Source organism: Acinetobacter sp. AOR01_HL (assembly GCF_027855455.1).
In the GTDB taxonomy this organism is placed as follows: domain Bacteria; phylum Pseudomonadota; class Gammaproteobacteria; order Pseudomonadales; family Moraxellaceae; genus Acinetobacter; species Acinetobacter baumannii.
Genome location: NZ_JAKTIM010000058.1, coordinates 112,788 through 129,341 on the forward strand (window position 1 = coordinate 112,788; position 16,554 = coordinate 129,341).

Annotated in this window: 17 protein-coding genes and 1 pseudogene; 10 read left to right on the top strand and 8 right to left on the bottom strand. The window is 39.1% G+C overall.

All coding sequences use genetic code 11. From position 1 onward, the window contains the following. The first annotated feature begins 70 nt into the window (after window positions 1-70). From MKL62_RS19255 to MKL62_RS19265, 3 genes are read left to right on the top strand one after another with little or no spacing between them, the layout of a single operon-like run. Window positions 71-760, top strand: coding sequence for an ABC transporter permease (locus MKL62_RS19255; RefSeq protein ID WP_000010368.1), 690 nt, complete (start codon window positions 71-73; stop codon window positions 758-760). Continuing rightward, on the top strand, window positions 757-1,470 hold the full coding sequence (locus MKL62_RS19260; protein WP_033523483.1) for an ABC transporter permease: 714 nt from the start codon (window positions 757-759) through the stop codon (window positions 1,468-1,470). The genes MKL62_RS19255 and MKL62_RS19260 overlap by 4 nt, the downstream gene beginning before the upstream one ends. 9 nt (window positions 1,471-1,479) lie before the next feature. Beyond that, on the top strand, window positions 1,480-2,256 hold the full coding sequence (locus MKL62_RS19265) for an ABC transporter ATP-binding protein (protein ID WP_000438618.1): 777 nt from the start codon (window positions 1,480-1,482) through the stop codon (window positions 2,254-2,256). 71 nt (window positions 2,257-2,327) lie between these two features. Here the strand turns inward: MKL62_RS19265 and abeS are convergent, their stop codons facing one another. From abeS to MKL62_RS19285, 4 genes and pseudogenes are all read right to left on the bottom strand, one after another. After that, window positions 2,328-2,657, bottom strand: coding sequence for a multidrug efflux SMR transporter AbeS (gene abeS, locus MKL62_RS19270; RefSeq protein ID WP_000121131.1), 330 nt, complete (start codon window positions 2,655-2,657; stop codon window positions 2,328-2,330). Between the two features lie 236 nt (window positions 2,658-2,893). Further along, a complete protein-coding gene (locus MKL62_RS19275) occupies window positions 2,894-3,157 on the bottom strand; it encodes a YfhL family 4Fe-4S dicluster ferredoxin (RefSeq protein WP_005128257.1) in 264 nt (87 codons plus the stop codon). Window positions 3,158-3,159: 2 nt separating this feature from the next. Then, entirely contained in the window at window positions 3,160-4,530 is a 1,371-nt protein-coding gene (gene trhP / locus MKL62_RS19280; RefSeq protein WP_000845854.1) for a prephenate-dependent tRNA uridine(34) hydroxylase TrhP, read from the bottom strand. 56 nt (window positions 4,531-4,586) lie between these two features. Then, window positions 4,587-6,052, bottom strand: a pseudogene (locus MKL62_RS19285) (aminotransferase-like domain-containing protein). Between the two features lie 229 nt (window positions 6,053-6,281). On the opposite strand from MKL62_RS19285, the gene MKL62_RS19290 reads away from it, so the two are divergent. Then, window positions 6,282-7,151 (top strand): PhzF family phenazine biosynthesis protein, encoded by an 870-nt coding sequence (locus MKL62_RS19290; RefSeq protein ID WP_005128260.1) that lies wholly within the window; start codon window positions 6,282-6,284, stop codon window positions 7,149-7,151. Window positions 7,152-7,204: 53 nt separating this feature from the next. Here the strand turns inward: MKL62_RS19290 and MKL62_RS19295 are convergent, their stop codons facing one another. Continuing rightward, a complete protein-coding gene (locus tag MKL62_RS19295) occupies window positions 7,205-7,984 on the bottom strand; it encodes a ferredoxin--NADP reductase (protein ID WP_000718711.1) in 780 nt (259 codons plus the stop codon). Between the two features lie 104 nt (window positions 7,985-8,088). Between MKL62_RS19295 and tsaA the strand changes: the two genes are divergently transcribed. Continuing rightward, entirely contained in the window at window positions 8,089-8,817 is a 729-nt protein-coding gene (tsaA, locus tag MKL62_RS19300) for a tRNA (N6-threonylcarbamoyladenosine(37)-N6)-methyltransferase TrmO (RefSeq protein ID WP_005128261.1), read from the top strand. A 9-nt stretch (window positions 8,818-8,826) separates the two neighbouring features. Here tsaA and MKL62_RS19305 read toward each other — a convergent pair whose 3' ends face one another. Continuing rightward, window positions 8,827-10,095, bottom strand: a complete 1,269-nt coding sequence (locus MKL62_RS19305) for an MgtC/SapB family protein (protein ID WP_005128262.1) — start codon at window positions 10,093-10,095, stop codon at window positions 8,827-8,829. Window positions 10,096-10,382: 287 nt separating this feature from the next. Between MKL62_RS19305 and MKL62_RS19310 the strand changes: the two genes are divergently transcribed. The 4 genes from MKL62_RS19310 (at window position 10,383) to MKL62_RS19325 (ending at window position 14,706) form a co-directional block, all read left to right on the top strand. Further along, window positions 10,383-12,140 (top strand): type IV pilus assembly ATPase TfpB, encoded by a 1,758-nt coding sequence (locus MKL62_RS19310; RefSeq protein WP_005128264.1) that lies wholly within the window; start codon window positions 10,383-10,385, stop codon window positions 12,138-12,140. A gap of 81 nt (window positions 12,141-12,221) precedes the next feature. Further along, entirely contained in the window at window positions 12,222-12,581 is a 360-nt protein-coding gene (locus tag MKL62_RS19315) for a NirD/YgiW/YdeI family stress tolerance protein (RefSeq protein ID WP_000783090.1), read from the top strand. Between the two features lie 107 nt (window positions 12,582-12,688). Then, window positions 12,689-13,351, top strand: coding sequence for a response regulator transcription factor (locus MKL62_RS19320; protein ID WP_001221456.1), 663 nt, complete (start codon window positions 12,689-12,691; stop codon window positions 13,349-13,351). Beyond that, entirely contained in the window at window positions 13,348-14,706 is a 1,359-nt protein-coding gene (locus tag MKL62_RS19325; protein ID WP_005128266.1) for a sensor histidine kinase, read from the top strand. The genes MKL62_RS19320 and MKL62_RS19325 overlap by 4 nt, the downstream gene beginning before the upstream one ends. 65 nt (window positions 14,707-14,771) lie before the next feature. Here MKL62_RS19325 and hemP read toward each other — a convergent pair whose 3' ends face one another. Beyond that, window positions 14,772-14,942 carry a hemin uptake protein HemP gene (gene hemP, locus MKL62_RS19330; RefSeq protein ID WP_000993415.1) on the bottom strand — a complete coding sequence of 57 codons (171 nt, stop codon included), beginning with the start codon at window positions 14,940-14,942 and terminating at the stop codon, window positions 14,772-14,774. Window positions 14,943-15,078: 136 nt separating this feature from the next. Here hemP and MKL62_RS19335 point away from each other — a divergent pair, with 136 nt between their 5' ends. Further along, window positions 15,079-15,978, top strand: coding sequence for an NUDIX domain-containing protein (locus MKL62_RS19335; protein WP_002045805.1), 900 nt, complete (start codon window positions 15,079-15,081; stop codon window positions 15,976-15,978). Between the two features lie 21 nt (window positions 15,979-15,999). On the opposite strand, the gene MKL62_RS19340 is transcribed toward MKL62_RS19335, so the two are convergent. Then, window positions 16,000-16,551, bottom strand: a complete 552-nt coding sequence (locus tag MKL62_RS19340) for a tetratricopeptide repeat protein (RefSeq protein ID WP_000913439.1) — start codon at window positions 16,549-16,551, stop codon at window positions 16,000-16,002. Window positions 16,552-16,554: the final 3 nt, after the last annotated feature.

A 16,554-nucleotide genomic window follows, 5' to 3' on the forward strand; every position in this document is an offset into this window, starting at 1 on the left:
AGTGCCGACATTTTTAAATCTATTCTCATCTCATCAATATTAGATATTGTTTTTAAGGAGAAGATGAGTCATGTCTTTTTCTGGCTATGGGCCACTCCTTCTTAGCGGAACATGGATGACCATACAGCTTGCGCTGTTATCACTCTTGCTTTCTGTCATTATTGGCTTAATTGGTGCGAGTTCAAAACTCTCTAATATTAAAGCCTTACGTTATATTGCAACCGCCTATACCACGCTCATCCGTAGTGTGCCTGACTTAGTGATTATGCTGTTGTTATTTTATAGCTTGCAGTTGGGCTTAAACCAAATTACTGAAGCACTGCAAATGGACCAAATTGATATCAACCCATTTGTAGCTGGTGTGATTACTTTAGCGTTCATTTATGGTGCATATTTTACCGAGACCTTTCGTGGTGCATTTCAATCAGTTCCAAGGGGACAAATTGAAGCAGCAATGGCCTATGGGATGACGCCGTGGCAGGTTTTTCACCGTGTATTATTCCCTCAAATGATGCGTTTTGCATTGCCCGGCATTGGTAACAACTGGCAAGTTTTGATTAAGGCGACCGCACTGGTTTCCATTATTGGCCTGACTGATATTGTAAAAATTACGCAAGATGCGGGTAGAAGTACCATGCAACTGTTCTTTTTTAGCATCGTCGCTGCTGCCATTTATTTGGCAATTACCACAGTGTCGAACCTGATCTTAATATGGCTTGAACGTCATTATTCTGCTGGTGTGAGGAAGGGTCAATTATGATTGAAATCCTTCGACAATATTGGCAGTCATACCTTTGGACCGATGGCCTACAAATGACTGGTGTGGCGATGACTGCTTGGTTATTGGTGCTTTCTATTGGTATTGAGTTTGTGCTTGCTGTGCCTTTGTCACTTGCGCGAGTATCAGAAAATATCTGGTTGCGTGGTCCAGTTTGGTTGTTTACTTATATTTTTCGTGGCACACCACTGTACATCCAACTACTGATTATTTACTCGGGTATTTATAGCTTTGATTATATCCACGAGCATCAGACACTCGATGCATTCTTTCGAGAGGGCATAAATTGCACCATTTTAGCATTCGCGCTCAATACTGGTGCATATACCACTGAAATCTTCGCTGGAGCGATTCGTTCTATTCCACATGGTGAGATTGAAGCTGCCCAAGCTTTTGGTATGTCAAAATGGAAACTCTACACACGTATTATCATTCCGTCGATGTTACGCCGTGCATTGCCGTTTTACGGCAATGAAGTCATTTTAATGTTGCATGCCACAACCATTGCATTTACAGCAACAGTTCCCGACATTTTAAAAATTGCGCGTGATGTAAATGCGGCAACCTATGACACTTTCAGTGCTTTTGGAATTGCTGCGGTGTTGTATGCGGTGTTGGCTTTTATTTTGATTTGGATATTTCGTAAGTTGGAAAAACGTTGGTTGGCATTTTTAAAGCCATCGAATCATTAGGAGACATAAATGGAACAGGTTGCAAAACTAGTGATTCGCGATTTACATAAAACATTCGGCGATCATGAGGTACTTAAAGGGATATCACTTGATGCAAATGCCGGTGATGTAATTAGTATTATTGGTTCATCTGGTTCAGGTAAAAGTACCTTGCTGCGTTGTATCAACTTTTTAGAACAACCGAGCAATGGCACGATTAAGCTCAATGGTGAAAAATTACGCACGGTCTTTGATAAAAAAGGCAACTTAAAAGTGGTTGAACCAAAGCAACTACAAAAAATGCGTACCCAGCTGATGATGGTATTTCAGCACTTTAATTTATGGTCTCACATGACAGTACTGGAAAATGTCATTGAAGGGCCAATCCATGTACTTGGAGTAAAGCGTTCTGAAGCGGAAGAACGTGCGCGCAAATATCTACGTAAAGTGGGATTACCTGAAAGTGTTGAAAGTAAATATCCAGCATTTTTATCTGGTGGTCAGCAACAACGTGTAGCGATTGCTCGTGCTTTGGCTATGGAACCGGAAGTGATGTTGTTTGACGAACCAACCAGTGCGCTTGACCCAGAGTTGGTAGGTGAAGTACTAAAAGTAATGCAGGGCTTGGCTGAAGAAGGACGTACCATGATTGTAGTGACACATGAAATGGGCTTCGCGCGTCATGTATCTAATCAGGTGATTTTTTTGCATCAAGGAAAAATTGAGGAACAGGGCCATCCTGATGAAGTACTCAATAACCCGAAAAGTGAACGTTTAAAGCAATTTTTGACGGGCAGTTTAAAATAAGCTGCTGACACCGAGTATGATGAAATTTTTTAAAAAGCTTCTCAGCATACTCGGTTGCTTTTTATTATATTTTATAGATGGGTGTTTTTAGAAAACACATTAATAATCACAATGCCTGCGATCATTAAAGCTAAACCAATGCAGGCAGCTAAGTCTAAATGTTGTTTGTAAAATATCCAGCCAATTGCAGAAATTAAAATAATACCTGCGCCTGACCAAATGGCATAGGCAATCCCGATCGGAATTGTTTTGAGCGTAAGAGATAATAAATAAAAAGCAACTGCATAACCCACAACCGTAATAATAGACGGAATTGGAACAGTAAAACCTTGAGATGCTTTTAATGCTGAAGTTGCAATAACTTCACAAGCAATCGCAATTGCTAAATAAAGATAAGACATGGGAAGCTGCGCCAGAAAGGGTTTTAATCAATCTACATGAGATGTTGATATAGTTTGACCAGTTTTAACGATTGTTCAATTTTTTTGGTACAAAAGTACCAGTAAATGGAACTAAACTGATAAATTGATTTTATCACTAGCAATATGCTCTAGACCATTTCTTCATTTATTTAATAGCTGGGCAGCATAGTCATAAAAAGAGGATCAGCGATTTTAACTTGATCCTCTAAATGGTTTTAAGAAGAGAATGAGCCGATTAAATTCAGGCCTTTAAATTTCTCTAATAATTGTTCTTTGTTTTCAATATGTGCAGGGTCTTGTTTAATGCAATCGATTGGGCAAACAGCCTTACATGTTGGCGCATCGTAAAAGCCTACGCACTCCGTACAACGAAGCGGATCGATTTCATAAACTTTGCTCCCTTCAAAAATAGCTGTATTGGGGCATTCCGGTAAGCACATATCACAATTGATGCAGTCACTCGTAATTAAAAGTGCCATATTTAACTCGCTGAATAAGCCAATGTAGATGCAGTAATACTTTCTTTTGCATGCGGCAAGTTGCGTATGAGTAGGGCATAACTGATATCAACCTCTTGTGAGAGTGGAATCTCAACAAAATGCCCCGAACCTTTAGCATCTGTAATTGGGTTACCTTTTAAATCGCGCATTTCGGTTAAGTTAAAGGTGATATTGCCTTGAGGCGTCATCAGCTCAAGTGAGTCGCCCACCACAAAACGGTTTTTAACTTCAATCCGAATATAATTACCGTGACGTTCTACAACCTCTCCACAAAATTGTTGGTAGTCGAAATGTGATGATCCATCAGCATAGTTTTGATATTCGCTATGTACATGCCGTCTTAAAAAGCCTTCGGTATAACCGCGATTTGCCAACCCTTCGAGTTGGGTCATTAAGCTTGGGTCAAAAGGTTTACCTGCTAATGCATCATCAATGGCTTTTCGATAAATTTGAGCAGTACGGGCACAATAAAAATAGGATTTAGTACGGCCTTCAATTTTCAGTGAGGCGATGCCCATTTTTGTTAAACGGTCTACATGTTGTACTGCACGTAAATCTTTGGAGTTCATAAAATAGGTGCCGTGTTCATCTTCTTCGGCAGCAAACATTTCTTCATCATTACGTTGTACGAGTAAAGTTTGAACCGAGGTTGTTTCTGATTGTCCTGATGAGCAGCAAGACTTTTCTGGTGTATTTAGCTGAGTGACTGGAATTACATCGCCGTTTAAATCTTCTTGGGCTTCATGCAGTTTATAGTCCCAACGGCAAGCATTGGTACAAGCACCTTGGTTGGCATCACGTTTGTTCATATAACCAGAAAGTAGGCAACGGCCTGAGTAGGCCATGCATAGTGCGCCATGTACAAAAACTTCGAGTTCAATATCTGGGACGTGTTGCTGGATTTCTTCGATTTCTTCTAATGATAACTCACGAGATAAAATGACACGGCTTAAACCGTAATCTTTCCAAAATTTAACAGTGGCCCAATTAATAGCGTTGGCTTGAACCGACAAATGAATTTGCATATCAGGAAAATGCTCACGCACCATCATAATTAAGCCTGGGTCAGACATAATAAGAGCGTCTGGTTGCATAGCTACAATCGGCTCAAGATCACGAATAAAGTTTTTTAATTTGCTGTTATGGGGCTGAATATTCACCACAACATAAAACTTTTTACCCAAAGCATGCGCTTCATCAATTCCGATTTTTAAATTGTCATGGTCAAAAGCATTATTACGTACACGTAAGCTATAACGTGGTTGTCCTGCATATACGGCATCTGCACCATAGGCAAATGCATAGCGCATGTTTTTAAGTGAACCTGCGGGAGAGAGAAGTTCGGTTTTCATAAAATAAAAGGCATAAAAAATATATGGTTTTATTTTATTAACTCTATATTTTCGATTCAACCTACTGAATTAGTAGGGATTTGATCTATAGCTTTTTGTACAGGTAGCATATTTTTTGCTAACTCTCCTAAACGCATCAAAGCATTTAACATTTTAGGATTTAACTCAAAACAAGCTGCAATACGTAAACAATGACTAAAACGTTTATCAGCCGAGCACAAAATTCCCGGCATACATAAGATTTTTTCATCCATGGCCTGATGAAACAGTTCTAGGGTATCAATTGATTCGGGTAGCTCTAACCATAAAATAAATCCCGCTTGTGGACGACTGACTCGAGTACCGACTGGAAAATAACGACAAATATAAGATTTGATGGTGTCAATTTGTTGTTGATAGCGTTTTTTGAGCTGACGTAATGTAGATCATATCCGCCATTTTCTAAAAAAAGTCCCAACGTTTCTGTGAGTAAAGCTGGCTCGGCAACAGTGGTTGTAAATTTAAGCTGCTGCACAATATTACGGAAGCGTCCAGCTTCTAGCCAACCAATTCGATAGTCGGGTGCCACAGTTTTGGTGTAGCTGCCACAGACCAAAACCCATCCATTTTGGTCAAATGCCTTAACGTTGGGCAAAAGAGGCTCGGTGAGTTGTAATTCGGCATACATCGCATCTTCAATAACAGGAATTTGGAATTGATTAGCGAGCTCTGCTAAACGATGTCGGTTGTTTTCAGGCATGCTAAAACCAAGAGGATTATGTCCTGTTGGAATAGTTAATATGGCTTGTACGCTTTGAGATTTTAACAGTTCTTCAAGTGCATCTAGGCACATCCCTGTATGCGGCGAAGTAGGCACTTCTACAATTTTTCGTCCTAAATTCTGCAGAAGTGGATATAAGTTATGAAAAGTAGGGATCTCAAGCGCTATGCTGTCATCTGCTTGGGTGGTTGCCATAATCGCGAGACTTAAAGCCTCCATCGTGCCATGAGTGAGCACAATATCATCTGCTGAAAGAAACATACCTAACTGTAAGCTTCGCCTAGCAATTTGAGTACGTAAACGTATCGAACCGGGCGGCAAGGTATAGCTTTTAAAAATATCTGACTGTGTCCGTAAAACTTGAGCAGTTAAGCGTTTTAAGCGTTCAATTGGATAAAAATTTTCCCCAGAAGGGCAAGCTAGGGCTAAATTGACATAGTCGGGGTCCATTTGCTTTTTAACAATTTGTGCGAGAAAACAGCTAATTCCTGAAAGAGATACTTTTTCTTCACTGACATAACGCTCTTCGAGTTCTAATAAGTTTGAAGGTGCATGACAAACATAGTAGCCAGACTGGGGGCGAACAGAAATTAAACCTTGGTCTTCAAGCTTCCGATAAGCTTCTTTTACGGTGTTAATACTAACTTGATAATGTTGGGCACAGTCTCGAATTGATGGCAACCGAGAACCGACAGGTTGCCTGCCATTCTGAATTTGAAGAGTAAGGTCATCACTCACTTTTTTATATTTGTACATGTCAATTTATTAAAAAGCAAAAGCAATGGATACACTTTATAGTGATCTCATATTTATCTCAAACATTGTGATTAATTTAGTTTAATGCTTTTAATGGAGGATTTAGTTTTAAGAACTGTGTCTATTATTTTTCATATTAACTGATACTGTGACCATTAAAAATAAAACAGTAAGATCAAAAAATGGTGAGGATTTAAAGCCATATTTTAAATTATAAAATCAGTAGGAGTGGTCTATGTCTGTTGTCGCATTTAAACAAGTTGATGTTTTTACTTCACAAGCATTTAAAGGTAATCCTGTTGCAGTCATTATGGACGCCAGTACTTTAACGTCTGAGCAGATGCAAGCCATTGCGAACTGGACCAATCTTTCTGAAACCACATTTGTATTGCCAGCCACTGATTCACAAGCTGACTATCAGGTTCGAATCTTTACTCCACAAAGCGAGTTGCCGTTTGCAGGACATCCTACCATTGGTACAGCCTATGCTTTGCTTGAGGCAGGTCTAATTAAAGCGAAAGAAGGTCAGCTGGTACAGCAGTGCGCTGCTGGTTTGATGACATTGACCGTGAATGACTCAAATCATATTTCCTTTGAGTTACCTACACCTAAAATTACACCATTAGATGCACTGCAAACCGAGAAGTTGGCCCAGATTTTAAAATGTAAAATCAATACTCAATGGAATGCCGCATTGGTAGATGTCGGAGCCCGCTGGGTTGTATTGCAAGCTGTTAATGCTGAGGCTGTTTTGGCAAGTCAGCCTAATCTAAACGCTTTAAAGCAATTTAGTTTAGATATGAAAGTAACAGGCTCTACAATTTATGGATTTTATGAAGAAAGTAATGAGCAAAAGCGCATAGAAGTTCGTTCATTTGCTCCGGCATATGGAGTTAACGAAGATCCTGTTTGTGGTAGCGGTAATGGTAGTGTGGCATCTTTCATTCGTTACCATGGTATTTTGCCTGCGCAAAATGATGTGGTGCTTTCTTCTCAGGGGCAAGCTTTAGGGCGTGAAGGACAGCTTCAACTTGAATTACATCAAGATAAAATTTTAGTGGGTGGAGCTGCTGTTACTTGTATTGACGGTACGATTAAGTTGTAAAAACAGAAATAAAAAACCGAGGACTTTGCCTCGGTTTTTTAATTAGAAAAATCTTATTTTTCTACGAACGCACGTTCAATGACATAGTCGCCCATTTCACCCATACGAGGTGATTCAACTAAACCGTGTTGGTCAAGTAACGCAGCAACATCTTTCAAGAATGCAGGGCTACCACAAAGCATTGCGCGGTCAGTTTCACGGTTGAAACGTGGTAAACCAATTTTCTCAAATAAAGCGCCAGTTTCAATTGCAGTTGTTACACGGCCTTGAGTATGGAAAGGTTCACGAGTAACGGTAGGGTAGTAAACTAGTTTGTCTTTAATACCTAATTCTTCAAAGAACTCATTGTTTGGTAATTCGTTCAAGATTAGGTCTTGATAAGCTAATTCAGAAATATAACGCGTACCGTGAACTACGATTACTTTTTCAAAGCGTTCGTAAGTTTCTGGGTCACGAATAATTGACAAGAATGGAGCAAGACCAGTACCAGAAGATAATAGATACAAGTTTTTACCAGGTAAAAGGTCATCATGAACCAATGTACCTGTTGGTTTTTTAGAAACTAAAATTTCGTCGCCAACTTGTACTTTTTGCAAAATCGAAGTTAAAGGACCGTCTTGTACTTTAATCGAGAAGAATTCTAACTCTTCTTCGTAGTTCGCACTTGCAATCGAATATGCACGCATTAACGGTTTGCCATTCACTTCAAGTCCGATCATCACGAACTGACCATTTTTAAAACGTAAGCTAGCGTCGCGTGTAGTTTTAAAACTGAAAAGGGTGTCATTCCAGTGGTGCACATGAGTAATGCGTTCAACGTTAAAAGCAGCCATTAAAGGTCTCGATCACGATTAAAAGAAAACAGGTTGCTATTCTAATCTAATTTCATTCCCGATAAACTGAATATATTTAATTGTGTTTATAAGAAAAAGTGATGATGAATTCTGTCACCCTCCCAATAGTCGGGCACATGTGCTCACCTTTTCGAGAAAAATTTGGTATTCCACGTCAGCCTAATTTGGTCAATATCGAGTCTTATATCGAAATGGTAGAACCTTATAATGACTTATTAGCTTTTGAGGGAATTGAACAATTTAGTCATATTTGGCTCATCTGGCAGTTTCATGACAATAAAAATCAGGAGACTGCAATTAAGTTTCGGCCTCAAGTTCGCCCACCACGTCTAGGGGGCAATGAAAAAATAGGTGTGTTTGCAACGCGTAGTATGTATCGTCCGGCGCCTATAGGCTTATCTGTAGTACGTTTAAACAAGGTTGAAAAAGTCGGTAAATCATTAAGAGTTTATGTTACTGGCAGTGATTTATTAAATGGCACGCCAATTTTAGATATTAAGCCTTATATTCAATATTCAGATGCAATCGTTGATGCTCAAAGTGGTTATGCGCAGGCCGAACCAGAACGAAAATCGGTCTTGTGGTCTGAAAATGCATTGTCTACCCAGCAGTCTCTTTTTAAAAATAAAGAAATTAATGCACAATATCTTGATGAATTAGAACAAGTATTGTCATTAGATCCTAGACCTGCCTATCAAGAAGACCCTGAACGAGTCTATAAAATGAAATTTTCGAATTTTGATATTCATTTTAAAGTTAATGGCAATGTCATTACAGTTGTTGATATGGTGAAAGGCACATCGCTCGTGTAATAAAGCTATTTAGAACCAATGTATGTTCATCCAGAGCAAGCCAATAAATATTGTCATATGCAAAATTTGGGCAGGTATGAAAGCAAGGGCATAATGCAGTCCACCAGAAATGGCAGAGTTAATGCTCTTGGCAATTGCATGAACAGCAAAGCCACCCATGAACGCGATTAATAAAGATGTCTGAGAGTTATTTGGCTCACCTTGTACAATCACTGCTGCAATAGCGGCATGTATTTCGAACAAAGAGGCAAGTAGTGTCCCTGCGATTAAGCCTGCATTACCTAAATATAGACTTAGACCATAAACCCCTGCCTGAATGAGCGTAAGTGTCCCGGCAATAATAATCGCTTCTTTTAAGCTGAACATTCTGGTATCGAGTTCAGATGAAGTCGTACTTGGTTCTGCCTTACGTAATAAGATGAAAGCCCATACCGCTAAAAAAGCCAATGCAATGAGTGTTGGAAATATAATGAGTTTGAACCATGCCAAACTTATACCGATGACAATAATTAAGGTTTGTACCAATGTGGAAACGCATGACATTAATGCTGCACCTGCATTTGTTTTTGCATTCGCGCGACCAGAGCGTACTTCTAAGCCTAGACTCGCGATAGTGGCAGTACTTGAAACAAAACCCGAGGCTAAAGAAGAAAGTAATAAGGCATTTTTAGAGGATAAAAGCCGCTTTGCAATATGTGCGAGGGCTTGTACAAATAAAATCAACGTCAGTAACTTTAAAATCACATGTGGGTTTAGAACGGGTCCCCAAAAAGGTTTATTGGGAACTAAAGGTAAAGCAATTAGAAGTAGAGCAAGTAAAAAAATCCCGTCGCGCAATTCCGATTCGGTAATCCATTGACTGGCAATGCCGTGCATTGATTGTTTTGCCAATAAGATAATCGTCATGATCACGGCGAGTCCTGCAGCTAACGAAATATTCCAGATACAAAGTGCCCCAATGAAGTAAGTCATAATAAAGGCAAGTTCTGTGGTGACACCGGGGTCATTTGGCTGATTTTTAAGAGATACGATACTGATCGCGCCTATAAGTAGAGCGCCTACAATCCCGATTGCGGGACCAAATAAAAAACAAATTGCTCCAAGTAGGGAACTAATTGCAAAAGAACGAAAACCTGCGAAAGTTTTATATTCGTGTTTTAACTTACTTCGTTCGCGCTCCAGACCTACCAATAAGCCGCAGCCTAATGCAGCCGCAATGGTGGTAATAAACTCTTCAAAAGATACGGTTTGTAATGACATTGTCATTGGAAGATTCATAATACTTCCTCTTTGGTTTATTGTTATATGTAGATATCAGCCATTTATAAATCATGTATTCCATTTCAGTTTATGCTTTTTCTTGTATTGAGCCTAGTCTCTTTTTTAATCAAACTATCACAATAAGCATCTTTATAAATATGATCTATGACACAAAAAAATACTAAGTTGAGAATTGGATTAATTATTTGAAGTTCAAAGATATTTAAAAGCTAAACTTGGTTTTTTTAGACAGGCTAAATCTAAAACTTCTCTGATATATTATAAAAATATATTGGGGAAAACACATGAATATACATGTAGAAATAGACACACATTGGTGTCTAGAACAACTATTACAAGAAGGCCGTATCACTGAACGAGATAAGTTACTTGTACAAACCACAAATAGACAAAAAGATCAGTTGAAATGGCATCCATTACAGTGGATTGCGCATTTTAATCTAAAAGACCAGCACCATGTACAAGCACATTTAAGTTTAAACCGTCTGTGCCAATGGTTTGCAGATCGGGCGCAATTACCTTTATTTGTGATTGATCCTTTAAAGGCAGATGTGAGTGCTTTAACTCAAGTCATGTCGCAAGAGTTTGCGATCCGTAATCATATTTTAGCGGTAGAAGTCCATGCGGACCGGATTGTGATAGGAACAGACCAGCCTTTTCAAACAGACTGGCTAAATAATTTAGAGAAGAGTTTAGCACCCAAAAAAATTGAACGGGTATTTCTCAACCCCGAGCAATTACAACGTTATTTAAGAGAATATTATCAAGTCAGCCGAGCAGTAAACTCAGCTCAAAAAGATGCGGCTCATGACCGTGATAACAAAGGTGTAGAGGCGCTTTTACAACTTGGTGATAGCCAAAACCCTGATGCCAATGATCAGCATATTGTGAAATTGGTCGACTGGATATTGCAATTTGCATTTGAACAGAGCGCCAGTGACATTCACATGGAACCGCGTAAAGACAATGGCAAAGTTCGGTTCCGTATCGATGGTGTTTTACATACCATTTATAACATGCCTTCAAATACCCTGACTGCCGTGATTTCTCGGATTAAAATTTTAGGGCGGCTAAATGTAGCAGAAAAGCGTAAACCGCAAGATGGTCGATTAAAAACACGTACGCCGAAAGGACAAGAAACCGAACTACGTCTATCTACCTTACCAACAGCGTTTGGTGAAAAACTGGTTATGCGTATTTTTGATCCAGATGTGTTAGTACGTTCCTTTCAGCAATTGGGTTTTGACCAGTCTTTATTACAGCAATGGCAGCGTATTACGCAAAATAGTCACGGCATTATTTTGGTTACGGGGCCAACAGGTTCTGGTAAAACTACAACGTTATATTCTTCTTTAAAACAGCTTGCAACCGAGCAGGTCAATGTCTGTACCATTGAAGATCCGGTTGAAATGCTAGAGCCTAGTTTTAACCAAATGCAGGTCAATCATGCAATTGAACTGGGCTTTGCAGATGGTGTGCGTGCGCTTATGCGACAAGACCCAGACATTATTATGATTGGGGAAATTCGTGACCAAGATACTGCGAATATGGCCATTCAGGCTGCACTCACGGGCCATTTAGTATTATCAACTTTACACACCAATGATGCGCCGTCTAGTTTGACCCGTTTACATGATTTAGGTGTACAACCATTTTTAACAGCCGCGACTATTTTAGGTGTATTAGCGCAGCGCTTAGTGCGTAAGCTTTGCCCGCACTGCAAACAACAAACTCATATTAATGAGGAGGAATGGCAGCACCTAACATTTGACTACATTATGGAAATGCCAGAAAAAGTTTATCGGGCAGTAGGTTGTGAAGAGTGCCGGCATACGGGTTATAAAGGTCGAATCGGCATTTATGAGTTTATGCCAGTTAGTCTTGAGCTTAAGCATCTTATTAGCAGTCATGCGACATTAAATGAATTAAGAAGCCAAACTAAAAAAGAAAGTGTAGAGCCTTTAAGAATTGCAGGAGCTCGCAAAGTTATTGAAGGTTTGACCACCTTGGAAGAGGTGCTGCGGGTTGTTCCATTAAATTAAATTTTTCTTAAGATTCACCTCATCTACCGATGGTGTAATTGTTTTATTCCAAGGGTAAACCAAATAACAGAGGGTAATTTTATGAAAATGCTTAAAGTAATTTTGATGACTGCGGGTATGGCAACTGCGGGTGTGGTTGTAGCAAATACACCTGTGAATCAGGCAGCTATTGCTCCAGCGACAGTTACTACAGTGAAACAAGCTTTAGCATCAAAAGATAATACACCTGTAAAATTACATGGTCAGGTCGTAAAATCTTTAGGCGATGAAAAATATCAATTCCGCGATAAGAGCGGTAGCATTACAATTGATGTAGATGATGAGCTTTGGCAAGGACGTCCTGTTTCAGCCAATACAAATGTGACTTTAATTGGTGAAGTAGACATAGATTATAAGCCTTTAAAACGTGTAGAAATTGATGTAGATCAGGTCCAGTTCTAATAAATTAATTTCTACATTTATTCCTTTTAGCCGCATTTAAATCATGCGGCTTTGCTTTTTTTATAAAGACTTGGCAACATCCAATCAGGATATAACAGGAAAAACAGATGAGAATTTTGCTTGCAGAAGATGATCGCTCTCAAGCTGAAAGTATTCAATCATGGTTAGAATTAGACGGTTATCAAGTAGACTGGGTAGAACGTGGTGATTATGCCCTTACAGCAATTGAGCAGCATGATTATGACTGTATTTTGCTTGATCGGGGCTTGCCCCAACTGACTGGTGAAAAAGTTTTAACAACCATCCGCCACAAACAAAAAAACGTTCCCGTGATTTTTATTACCGCACGCGACAGTATTCATGACCGCGTAGAAGGGCTTGATTTAGGTGCAAATGATTATTTGGTTAAACCATTTAGCCTAGAAGAATTATCGGCTCGCATCCGCGCTCAATTACGTAAACAAACTCTGAGTCAGCAATCGATTTTAACGTGGGGTGATTTGCAACTTGATACACAAGCGAAAGTTGTATTATCTGCTGGTAAGACTATCGATTTAACAGCAAAAGAATTTCAAATATTACGTAAACTTATGGTTCATCCTGAGCATATTATTACCCGTGATCAATTAGAAGAAGCACTTTATGCATGGGGCGAGGAAATCGAGAGTAACGCAATCGAAGTTTTTATTTATCAGCTTCGAAAGAAAATCGGAAGCAGCAGTATTAAAACCATACGGGGGCTCGGCTACCGTATGGGAGACTTAAAATGAGATCAAATCGTTCATCCTTGCAGTCACAACTGGTTAAAACCACCATGTGGAGCAGTATTGTGGTGGGGCTACTGGCATTAAGTTTACTCACCATATTTTCGATTTATCACAACATGTCAGTACAAGATGAAATCATGGATGAAATTTCAGATACCTTACTGGTTTCTGACCTTTCTAAACACTCGATGAAGCAGTTTGATGAGCTGAGTGATGAGTTTGATATTCAATATGAGTTATTAGATACAGGTCAGGTGCTTACCCATTCTCATACCTATCAGCATGAACTTTTTGAAAAAGGTAATTTATCAGAAGGTTTTTCATATTTTTGGTTTGATAGCCAATTATGGCGTAGTCTGGCTGCACAACAAGAAGATTCAGAGCTACAAGTTGAAGTTTTTCAGCCTATCAGTACACGCATTGAAGAGGTATTGAAAGCACTAGCTGGATATAGCGGCCTTATGGTGCTGTTCTGGTTACTACAGTGGGTTATTGTAAGTTGGCGTACCGAGCAACAATTGGCTGCGCTGAATTTACTCTCTAAACGTATTGCTCAAAAAACTGCCTCAAACTTAGAGCCAATTCAAGAACCAGATGTTATTACAGAAATTCAGCCTGTGATTGATGCTTTAAATCAGCTACTTGCAAGGCTACAAAGGGCACTGGTTGCTGAACAGCGTTTTACTGCAGATGCTTCACATGAACTACGTTCACCTTTATCAGCCATACAAATGCGTCTTCAGGTGTTGCAACGGAAATATCAGCATATTCCAGAGCTTGATCATGATTTTGAGCGTATTCAAGAAGACGTTTCAAGAAGTACGAAAATACTGGAAAATTTATTGTTACTCGCTCGCTTGGAACCTAATGAAACAGAGCAATTAGAACTCTCTAAGAGTGTCGTTGATTTAAATCATGTATTAGCCAGAGTGATAGATACAGTAAATATTGATGCACAAGCCAAACAAATGGTAATTGAGACAAATATTCAGTCAAATGAAACCAAAACATTTGCAAATGAAGAGCTCATGTTTATTGCTTTTAGAAATTTATTTGATAACGCTATTCGTTATAGTCCGGCTTTAGGTACTATTCATGTCGAGCTAAGCCAGTACCAGCAAAAATTGAAGATCTCTATAGAAGATACTGGGAATGGTGTGGATGATGAGGTCTTAAGGCGTTTAGGACAGCGTTTTTTTCGTGTATTAGGAACAAAGCAACAAGGCTCAGGATTAGGGTTATCAATTACTAAAAAAATTATTCAACTCCATGGTGGGGAATTACATTTTATGCATGCAAGCCAAGGTGGCTTAAAAGTTGAAGTAATACTGCCTTTTAACCGTGAAATACAAAAATAGCATGGTTGCCCATGCTATCCATTTTTTGTTTTCCCACGAATATTATTGAAACGCGAGGATCGTTCTTATTTAGTTAAAATGAGACGGTTATTGCGAGTAAGGCGTAAACGATATTCCTCGCCAGCATGCATAATTCGAATTTCACGACCTAAGGCGAATAGGTTGTTAGAATGCAGCATTGGTAAGGCATGAGCTGAATCTGTATTGCGTGTAAATAAGCTAAAAGGTGCGTTCATTTGTTGTGCTCCGTGGTATATTCTTGAACGATTTAAATGATAATCATTATCGAATAGATCTGTCAATGAGATTTTAAAGATTTTATAAATTGATAAAATTTGCTTACACTTGTGAAAAATTTTAGTGAGTAGAAAAATGCCCAAACCGATTGTCGATGTTGCAATAGCTATCTTAATTCATCGTGGAAAAATATTAGTGGGATGGCGTGGTGAACAGCAGCATCAAGGTGGAAAGCATGAGTTTCCTGGTGGAAAGGTAGAGCAGGGTGAAACGCCTGAAGAAGCCTGCCGTCGTGAAATTTATGAAGAAGTCGGTATTGGTTTAAAAGATTGGCATCAATTTGATTATATTCACCATGAATATGATGACATTATTGTCAACCTTCATTTGTTCCATAGTTATGTACCTGATGAGTTATTAAATCTTATCCATCAGCCTTGGACATGGTATACACGTGAACAGCTACTTCAATTAAATTTCCCGAAAGCCAATAAAGACATTATTAAAAGATTGTATTGGCCTCATTTTATTAAAATTAGCCATACACTTACATCTGTAGAGAATAGTGATGCTTTATTGTATTGGCGTATAGAAGATGAATTTGGCCCGCGAGAAGTAGAACAATTAACGGCCTTAGATGAAGGGCAACGATCAAATTTAATTATAAATGTAGATATTTGGCATCAATTGAACTCCGAATTAAAAAAACAGATCAAGACTGTTCATTTAAAACAATCTCAGCTCATGAGTTTACATAAAGGTGACTTAGAGGTAGGAATACGTTTTATTGCTGCTTGTCACGATGCAGTTTCTTTACAACATGCTCAGCAAATTGGCTGTGATGCTGTTTTTGTTAGTCCTGTAAAAGTGACGGCTACTCATCCGGACGTTAGTGCATTAGGATGGGATCGTTTTGCTGATTTAATCGAGAAGTGCCAAATTCCCGTATTTGCTTTGGGAGGCATGAGTCCTGATGATTTAGCCACAGCACAACAACATGGTGCATATGGCTTGGCGGGTATTCGTAATTTTTAATAAGAAATAAAGCATTAAAAGCTAGAAAGCTTTCAATGCTTGTTGTGCTTCTTGAACAGTTTTTGGGTTATTGCGCTGTTGTCCAGCTTTTAAAATGACCAACCAAAGTTGTTTTTTCATGGCTTGACTCTGCGCAAAGCTTAAACCACGTCTTGCAAGAGACTCAGCGTTAGAATATTGCTGTTTATGATTTGCAGTTAATGCCAGAAATAAATAGGTCTCGGCTGCCTGTGGCGCTAAACGCTGTGCTTGAAGAGCGTAGCGCTCAGCCTCGGACCATTGTTGGTTTTTGTAAGCCTGCTCGGTTTTTTGCATTAAAGTTTTAAAAGCGGGTAACTGGCTTCCATCATCATTAAAGCGTTGCGGCTTTTTCTGCTGAGGAACAATCACTTGTAAACTTTTACGTTGAATTTCCGGATGATCATAAGGTGTAATTTTTACACCAGATGAGGACTCGGACTTCTTCTTTTCAGAAACAGGAGGTGTTTTCTCTTTTGGAGCTGAATGATCTGGTAAAGTTGTACAGCCGACCATAAGTACAGCACCAATATAAAAAACACCTTTCTTTAACATATC

Bases quoted from the DNA above. Each gene is read 5' to 3' on its own strand.
- MKL62_RS19255 (WP_000010368.1), top strand. From the start codon at position 71: ATGTCTTTTTCTGGCTATGGGCCACTCCTTCTTAGCGGAACATGGATG.
- MKL62_RS19260 (WP_033523483.1), top strand. From the start codon at position 757: ATGATTGAAATCCTTCGACAATATTGGCAGTCATACCTTTGGACCGAT.
- MKL62_RS19265 (WP_000438618.1), top strand. From the start codon at position 1,480: ATGGAACAGGTTGCAAAACTAGTGATTCGCGATTTACATAAAACATTC.
- abeS (WP_000121131.1), bottom strand. From the start codon at position 2,657: ATGTCTTATCTTTATTTAGCAATTGCGATTGCTTGTGAAGTTATTGCA.
- MKL62_RS19275 (WP_005128257.1), bottom strand. From the start codon at position 3,157: ATGGCACTTTTAATTACGAGTGACTGCATCAATTGTGATATGTGCTTA.
- trhP (WP_000845854.1), bottom strand. From the start codon at position 4,530: ATGAAAACCGAACTTCTCTCTCCCGCAGGTTCACTTAAAAACATGCGC.
- MKL62_RS19290 (WP_005128260.1), top strand. From the start codon at position 6,282: ATGTCTGTTGTCGCATTTAAACAAGTTGATGTTTTTACTTCACAAGCA.
- MKL62_RS19295 (WP_000718711.1), bottom strand. From the start codon at position 7,984: ATGGCTGCTTTTAACGTTGAACGCATTACTCATGTGCACCACTGGAAT.
- tsaA (WP_005128261.1), top strand. From the start codon at position 8,089: ATGAATTCTGTCACCCTCCCAATAGTCGGGCACATGTGCTCACCTTTT.
- MKL62_RS19305 (WP_005128262.1), bottom strand. From the start codon at position 10,095: ATGAATCTTCCAATGACAATGTCATTACAAACCGTATCTTTTGAAGAG.
- MKL62_RS19310 (WP_005128264.1), top strand. From the start codon at position 10,383: ATGAATATACATGTAGAAATAGACACACATTGGTGTCTAGAACAACTA.
- MKL62_RS19315 (WP_000783090.1), top strand. From the start codon at position 12,222: ATGAAAATGCTTAAAGTAATTTTGATGACTGCGGGTATGGCAACTGCG.
- MKL62_RS19320 (WP_001221456.1), top strand. From the start codon at position 12,689: ATGAGAATTTTGCTTGCAGAAGATGATCGCTCTCAAGCTGAAAGTATT.
- MKL62_RS19325 (WP_005128266.1), top strand. From the start codon at position 13,348: ATGAGATCAAATCGTTCATCCTTGCAGTCACAACTGGTTAAAACCACC.
- hemP (WP_000993415.1), bottom strand. From the start codon at position 14,942: ATGAACGCACCTTTTAGCTTATTTACACGCAATACAGATTCAGCTCAT.
- MKL62_RS19335 (WP_002045805.1), top strand. From the start codon at position 15,079: ATGCCCAAACCGATTGTCGATGTTGCAATAGCTATCTTAATTCATCGT.
- MKL62_RS19340 (WP_000913439.1), bottom strand. From the start codon at position 16,551: ATGTTAAAGAAAGGTGTTTTTTATATTGGTGCTGTACTTATGGTCGGC.